Annotated in this window: 4 protein-coding genes and 1 riboswitch; of the genes, 1 reads left to right on the forward strand and 3 read right to left on the reverse strand. The window is 74.7% G+C overall.

From position 1 onward, the window contains the following. Positions 1–105: 105 nt before the first annotated feature. Positions 106–1,134: an excalibur calcium-binding domain-containing protein gene (locus tag ACFRCR_RS15320; RefSeq protein WP_377678711.1), complete on the reverse strand. Its 1,029-nt coding sequence runs from the start codon at positions 1,132–1,134 to the stop codon at positions 106–108. A gap of 270 nt (positions 1,135–1,404) precedes the next feature. Between ACFRCR_RS15320 and ACFRCR_RS15325 the strand changes: the two genes are divergently transcribed. Continuing rightward, positions 1,405–5,340, forward strand: coding sequence for a TM0106 family RecB-like putative nuclease (locus ACFRCR_RS15325; protein ID WP_377678715.1), 3,936 nt, complete (start codon positions 1,405–1,407; stop codon positions 5,338–5,340). Positions 5,341–5,401: 61 nt separating this feature from the next. Here ACFRCR_RS15325 and ACFRCR_RS15330 read toward each other — a convergent pair whose 3' ends face one another. Both ACFRCR_RS15330 and ACFRCR_RS15335 read right to left on the reverse strand, forming a co-directional pair. Beyond that, positions 5,402–6,100 (reverse strand): hypothetical protein, encoded by a 699-nt coding sequence (locus ACFRCR_RS15330; RefSeq protein WP_377678712.1) that lies wholly within the window; start codon positions 6,098–6,100, stop codon positions 5,402–5,404. A gap of 129 nt (positions 6,101–6,229) precedes the next feature. Continuing rightward, positions 6,230–6,604: a hypothetical protein gene (locus ACFRCR_RS15335; RefSeq protein WP_377678713.1), complete on the reverse strand. Its 375-nt coding sequence runs from the start codon at positions 6,602–6,604 to the stop codon at positions 6,230–6,232. A 106-nt stretch (positions 6,605–6,710) separates the two neighbouring features. Beyond that, positions 6,711–6,822, reverse strand: a riboswitch (SAM riboswitch). Positions 6,823–6,909 lie beyond the last annotated feature (87 nt).

The raw sequence follows: 6,909 nt of genomic DNA on the forward strand, positions 1-6,909 counted from the left end.
CCCCTGGATCTCCGGATCCAGGGGCCACGGTCGTCTCTCGGGGTGCCCGTCACCTCCGGCGGTGTGCGGCGTCACCGCCGGCGGGTCTGGACGTCACCCTCGGCGTCAGCGTTCGCAGGCCACGCCGTTGCCGTCCCAGTCGAGCGCCGGGTTGAAGCCGGCGTCGCCCTGCTTGAGCGGGGCCTTGCCGTCGCGCTTCACGGCCTCGCACGTCAGGTAGATGCCGTTGACCTTGCCGTCCTGCCAGCCGCCGTCGTCGTTCCCCGCCTCGGACTCCTTCTCCGCGATCGCTGCCTCGCGCTCGTCGAGGGCGATCTGCCGCTCGTCGAGCTCGGTCTCGCGCGCGGAGACCGCGGTCTCCCGGGCGGCGACCGCCTCGGTCGAGGCAGCGATACCCGCGAGCTGGGTGTCGAGGTCGACGCGCTCGGCGTCGAGCTTGGCCCGTTCGGTCGCCATCTGCTCGGTCGTCTGCGCCGCGGCAGCGGCGGCGTCGCCGGCCTCCGACTGCGCCTTGAGCGTCACGCCCAGCCCGAGGATGAGCCCGACGGCGACACCTCCGACACCGATGCCCAGCGGCAGGAGCCAGCGCATGTACGAGCGCTCCTCCCGGGGCTCGTCGTCCCCCGAGAAGATCGCGAGCGGGCCGTGCGCCGACGCGGGCGGCTCGGCCGAGGGGGCGGGGAGCGGGATCGCAGGACCGGCCGCGTACCCACCGGCACCGGCACCGGCACCGGCACCGACGCCACCAGCCACCCCGGCAGCTCCGTCGACGACCGGCAGGATCATGGTCGACGACGGCGCCTCGGCCGGTGCGCCGCCGCCGACGTCGCGCAGCGATCGGCGCGTCGGCGCGGGCGGCGGGCTCGTCGGTGACGGCGCCGAGGGGGCCACGTGCCCCGGCGTCACGGGGACGACCGCGGTCGGGAAGTGGAGCGGGATGCCTCCGCCCGGCGTCTGCCGCGACCACGCCTCGGCCCCTGCCGTCGGCGGGGCGGGGGGCGTCGGTGCCGCCTCGACCCAGAAGACCCAGCCCGTCGGAGCGGCCGGCCAGGCGGGGTCCGGGTGCCAGTCCGACGAAGGGGAGAAACCGGGAGGTACCAACCAGCCGGGCGGCGGGTTGAAAACTACGGCCATGGGAGCTCTCCTTCGACGGTTCCTGCGCGCTCACTATGCTGCAGGACGGCCCGTCGAGGCCAATTCCGGGGCGTGCTGAGGGGCTCCCTGGGCGTCCCCGCGGCCCGGCCCGGTCCGCGACGGCCCGCGCAGCGCGCCCTCGCGGGGCCCGGGATGTGGGCGGCGCCCGGTAGAAAGGAACCGGGCCGGGGCGACGCGGGTCCTCGACCGACGGCCGGTCAGCGATCGCCCGTGACCGCCCAGTGACCGCGAGGAGTCGCCGTGTTCCTGATGGACCAGCAGGACCCGTCCACCGAGCCTCTGCTCGTCTTCTCGGCGAGCGACCTCGTCGCGGCGAGCGAGTGCGAGTACCGCCTGCTGCGCACGCTCGACGAGAAGGTGGGGCGTGCCGCGCACGCCGCGGTCGAGGTCGACGACATGCTCGAACGCACCGCGACCCTCGGTGACGTGCACGAGCAGCAGGTGCTCGCAGGCTTCGTCGACCTCGTGGGGGCCGACGCGATCCGGGAGGTCCCGGTGCCGCGCACGGTGCGGCGCACGGACCTGGAGGCCGCGCACGCCACGACGCTCGACGCCCTGCGCGACGGCGTCGACGTCGTCTACCAGGGCTCGTTCTTCGACGGACGATTCCACGGGCGCGCGGACTTCCTGATCCGCACCGACAGCCGGGCGGCCCACGCCTGGCCCCACGCGGCCGGCCCGACGACGTCGGGCACGCTGGTCGTCCCAGGAACCGGCGGCCCGGTGTACGCCGTGTACGACGCCAAGCTCGCGCGCCGCGCCAAGGTGCCCGCGCTGCTCCAGCTCGCCGCGTACGCCGACCAGCTCCTCGCTGCCGGGGTCGAGACGTCACCGGTGCTGCACCTGATCCTCGGGACGAGGGCCGTGACCGACCACCGGCTCGCGGACGTCCTGCCCGTCTTCCGCGAGCGGCGCACCGAGCTGCTGCGGCTCCTGGACGCGCACCGGGCGAGCGGCGAGCCCGTGGCCTGGGACGCGCCAGGCCTGCGCCAGTGCGGTACGTGCGCGTACTGCGCGCAGCAGGTCGTCGACCACGACGACGTGCTGCGCGTCGCGGGTCTGCGCAGCACCCAGCGCGTCCGGCTGCGCGCGGCCGGCATCACGACCATGACCCAGCTCGCGACAGCGACCACGCCGCCCAAGGGTCTGGCGGCGCGCACGTTCGAGACGCTGCGCGTCCAGGCCAGGCTCCAGGCCGGGCTCGTCGACGTGCCGGTCGACGGGGGAGGAGTGCCCGACGTCGGGCCCGGCCCCAGCGGGTCGGTCACGTGGAGCACGCCCGCGGCCGGGGGCGCAGGGGACGAAGCCGGACCCGAGGGCGCGGCCGAGCCCGAGCAGCACACGCTGTCCTACGTCGTCGTCGACCCCGCCCCGCTGCGCGACCTGCCGCGCCCGGACCCGGGCGACGTGTTCTTCGACTTCGAGGGCGACCCGCTGTGGTCCGCGCCCGACGCCTCGCCCGAGGGCATCGTCTGGAACATCGACTACCTGTTCGGGCTCGTCGAGCGCCCGGGCAGCCCGGGCGAGAAGCCGCCCTTCACCGCGTTCTGGGCGCACGACCTCGACCAGGAGAAGCGGGCGCTCGTCGACTTCCTCGACTACCTCGCCAAGCGCCGCGCCCAGTACCCGGGTCTGCACGTCTACCACTACGCGTCGTACGAGAAGACGCACCTGCTCTCGATCGCGGCCCGGCACGGCGTGTACGAGCAGGAGGTCGACGACCTCCTGCGCGAGGGCGTCCTCGTTGACCTCTACTCGACCGTGCGGCACTCGCTCAAGGTCTCGGCGCCGTCGTACTCCATCAAGAAGCTCGAACCCCTCTACATGGGCGACCAGCTCCGTGGCGGGGACGTCACGGACGCGGCGGCGTCCGTCGTGGCGTACGCGACGTACTGCGCGGCACGCGACGCCGGCCGCGCCGAGGAGGCCGAGCGCCTGCTGCACGGCATCGCCGACTACAACGAGTACGACTGCCTCTCGACCCTGCGCCTGCACGAGTTCCTCCTGGGGCTCGCGGGGCGTGCCGCTCCCGCGACCTCCGCCCCGGGCCCGCTCGCCGCGCTCCTCGGCAACGGCTGGGAGGACGACCTCCCGCCCGCGCTCGAGCTCTCCGACGCGGAGATCGCGCGCCGCGCCAAGCGCGCCGAGGCCGAGCAGGTCGAGCTCGACGTCCGGGCGCTCGCGGGAGGCGTGGACGGACGCTCGGGGGACGGACGGACCGACGACGAGGAGGCCGTCGCGCTCCTGGGCGCGGGCGTCGGGTACTACTGGCGCGAGGCCAAGCCGTTCTGGCAGGAGTTCTTCGCACGCCTCAAGGAGCCGGTCGACCAGTGGCAGACGCCGCGTGCGTACTTCCTGGTGGAGCGCGCCGAGGTGATCGAGGACTGGGCGAAGGCCACGCCGCGCAGCAACCCGTCTCGTCGCCTGCGCCTGTACGGCGAGCTGCCGGACGGCTCGGAGCTCAAGGCCGGGTACGACGGCGCCACCGCGCTCTTCGAGGCCCCGGCACCCGACGGGATCGAGCCCGCCCGCGGAGCGGTGCGCTGGTCGACGGGGAGCGTGCGCGTCCACGGCGTCGAGCGGGGCCGTCTCGCGAACGGGCGCGAGGTCGACGTCCTCGACGTGCGCCTGCCCGTGCCCAAGGGGGTCTCGCCGCACGACGCCCTGCCCATGGCGCTCGCGGTCGGGCAGGTGCTGCCGACGCCGCAGCAGGAGGCGTCGATCCGGGCGTTGGCCACGGCCGTGCAAGGACAGAACCCCGCCGGGGTCGCCGGGCCTCTCGACCTCCCGGACCACCCCGCGCTCGACCTGCTCCGCCGTCGCCCGCCGCGCACGGTGTCCGGCGCTCCGCTGCCCGTCCTGGGCGACGGCCCCGAGCGGTACATCGACGCCGTGACCGACGCCGTACGGGACCTCGACGGCTCCTACCTCGGTGTCCAGGGGCCGCCCGGTACGGGCAAGACCCACCTCGCGTCGAAGGTCATCGGCCGCCTCGTGGCCGAGGGGTGGCGCGTGGGCGTCGTCGCGCAGTCGCACGACGTCGTGGAGAACGTCCTCGCCGGGGTCGTCACCAAGGGGGGCGTGCCCGCGGACCGCGTGGGCAAGAAGGCCTCGGGTCCCAAGGGCCGCGACGTGTCGACGGTCGGGCGGGACATGGGTCCCCTGCCCGACGACGTCGCGGCGGCCTCCCTGCCCGAGGGGTCGCGGCTCGTGCCCTGGCGCCTCGTCGACTCCCCGCAGACCGCGGCCTTCCTCGCCGAGGGGCCCTGCGTCGTCGGCGGGACCGCGTGGGACTTCGCGCACACCGAGCGGTTCGGCGACGGCGAGCTCGACCTGCTCGTGATCGACGAGGCCGGGCAGTTCTCGCTCGCCAACACCGTCGCGGTCTCCCGGGCCGCGCAGCGGCTCCTGCTGCTCGGCGACCCGCAGCAGCTCCCGCAGGTCTCGCAGGGGCAGCACCCCGAGCCCGTCGACCAGTCGGCGCTCGGGTGGCTGACCCGTGCCGGCGGCGGCCACGACGTGCTGCCGCCCGAGTTCGGCTACTTCCTGGCCCGCTCGTGGCGCATGCACCCCGCGCTGTGCGACGCCGTGTCCGAGCTCGCGTACGAGGGCCTGCTGCACGCCGAGGCCGCCGCGGGCGAGCGACTCCTCGTGGGAGTCGAGCCCGGTGTGCACGTCGTCGAGGTCGAGCACGCGGGCAACGCGGTGTCCTCGGTCGAGGAGGCCCAGGAGGTCGTACGGCAGGTCAAGGCGCTGCTCGGGACGACGTGGTACCCGGGAGGGCCCGGTGGGTCGGACGGCACCCCACGTGACTCACGAGCACTCACGGAGGACGACTTCGTCGTCGTGGCCCCCTACAACGCGCAGGTGTGGACCGTGCGCCACGCGCTCCAGGCCGCGGGGCTGGGCGACGTGCGGGTGGGCACGGTCGACAAGTTCCAGGGCAAGGAGGCGCCCGTCGCGATCGTCTCGATGACGGCCTCGGCCCGCGAGGACGTGCCGCGCGGCATGGAGTTCCTGCTCTCGCGCAACCGGGTCAACGTCGCGGTCTCGCGCGGCCAGTGGTGCGCCGTCGTGGTCCGCTCGCCCCGGCTCACGGACTACCTCCCGAACCATCCCGAGGAGCTCGCCGAGCTGGGCGCGTTCATCGGGCTATGCCGGTCGGGGAGCGTGACGCTGCGCTGAGTGCGGAGCAGCCGCCGTGCCGGGCCCCTGGCGACGACTGCTCCGCACTCGGGCGAGCGCCTCAGAAGTCTCCGAAGCCGCCGAAGTCCCCGCCACCGAAGTCGCCGAACCCGCCGAAGTCGCCACCTGCCTCGGTGAAGTCGCCGCCACCCGTGTCTCCGGCTCCCGTGTCTCCCGCTCCCGGGTCCGTCTCGCCGCCCGCCTCGGTCGCGCCGGGGTCTGCCTCGCCCGAGGTCCCGCCGTCGCCGGCGAAGTCCGCGGTCGGGTCGCCGAACATCGGGCCGAACAACATGTTGGCGACCGCGGAGCCGATCACGACGCCCGCGATGGTGCCGAGCATGCTCGAGCCGATCATCGAGCCCATGCCCGGACCGCCCTGCCGGCCGCCGAACGACCGTTCGAGCGTGCCAGGGTTGCGCATCTCGGCGCGGGTCGCCATGCGGGCGAGCGACTGCGGGTCGTCGGAGGTCGCGCGCTCGGCCGGCGGCAGGTTCTCGCCGAGCTCGGCCAGCACACGGCGCCGCTGCTCGGGCGTCAGCCGCTCGAAGGCCTCGGCGTGCGCCTGCTCGACGGCCTCGGGCGGAGCCGTGCGCAGCAGGTAGCGGTAGCGGTCGATCGCGACGTCGTCCTCGCTGCGCGCGGGACCCGTCGGGGCCGGGGGCGGGGTGCCGTAGGCGGGGGCGCCGGGGCGGTCTGCCGAGCCGTGGGGTGAGCGCTCGTCCTGCGGGGTGCGGCCGAGGAGGCGGTCGAGGAATCCCATGAGCGTGTCCTTTGGTCGAACCGTCGAGGGCGGACGCCCTCACTGGTCCAACGCGGCGCCCGGCTCTCCCGTTCCGCCGAGTGCACGATCGGCTGAGAGACGCTGGGCGAGTCGCGGTGGACCACGCGCTCAGCCGGGAGCGCGTACCGGTTCCGGCGTCGGGCCCACCCCGCCGAGCAGCCGCACGTTGAGCCCCTGGCCCTCGACCTCGAGCGCGTGGTACTGCTCGTGCACCCGCACGCTGGCACCGGGGCCGACGTCGAGCAGCGTGTGGTGCCACACCCGGCACGCCCCTTCGCCCGACGCGTACTCGACGACGACCTCGACGCCGCCGTCGCGCGCCCGCACCGCGAGCACGACGCCCGCGCGCCAGCCCCAGGGCCGGTTGCGGAGCATGCGCTCGTGGACGGGGTGCAGGAGGTGCCCGGTGTCGAACCGTTCGCACACGGCGGGCGGGGGACAGGCGACGACCGTCGCCCGGCGTTCCATGACGCGCTCGGCCATGGGTGCTCCTTCTCTCCGTGCCCGACGGCGGAGCTCGCCCCCGCGCGCGCACCCACCCGGGGCGGTCCCCGGGTGAGGGGCACGAGGAGGCGTCCTACGGCGTCGGGCCTCGCTCTTCCCCCACGGTCGTGAGGGCGGGTCTTCCTCCGGGAGCACCGTGCGCGTCGCGCGGTTGCCGGACCAGCACGCCGGAGGGCGGTTCGCTGGTCCTCTGGACCGTTGTCAGTTCTACCACGGTGTCACCGCCCGAGCACAGGGGCGCCTGGCCCCGGACGCACGAGTGCCCCCGACCGAGACGGTCGGGG

It is taken from the genome of Oerskovia sp. NPDC056781 (assembly GCF_042789955.1).
GTDB lineage: Bacteria > Actinomycetota > Actinomycetes > Actinomycetales > Cellulomonadaceae > Oerskovia > Oerskovia rustica.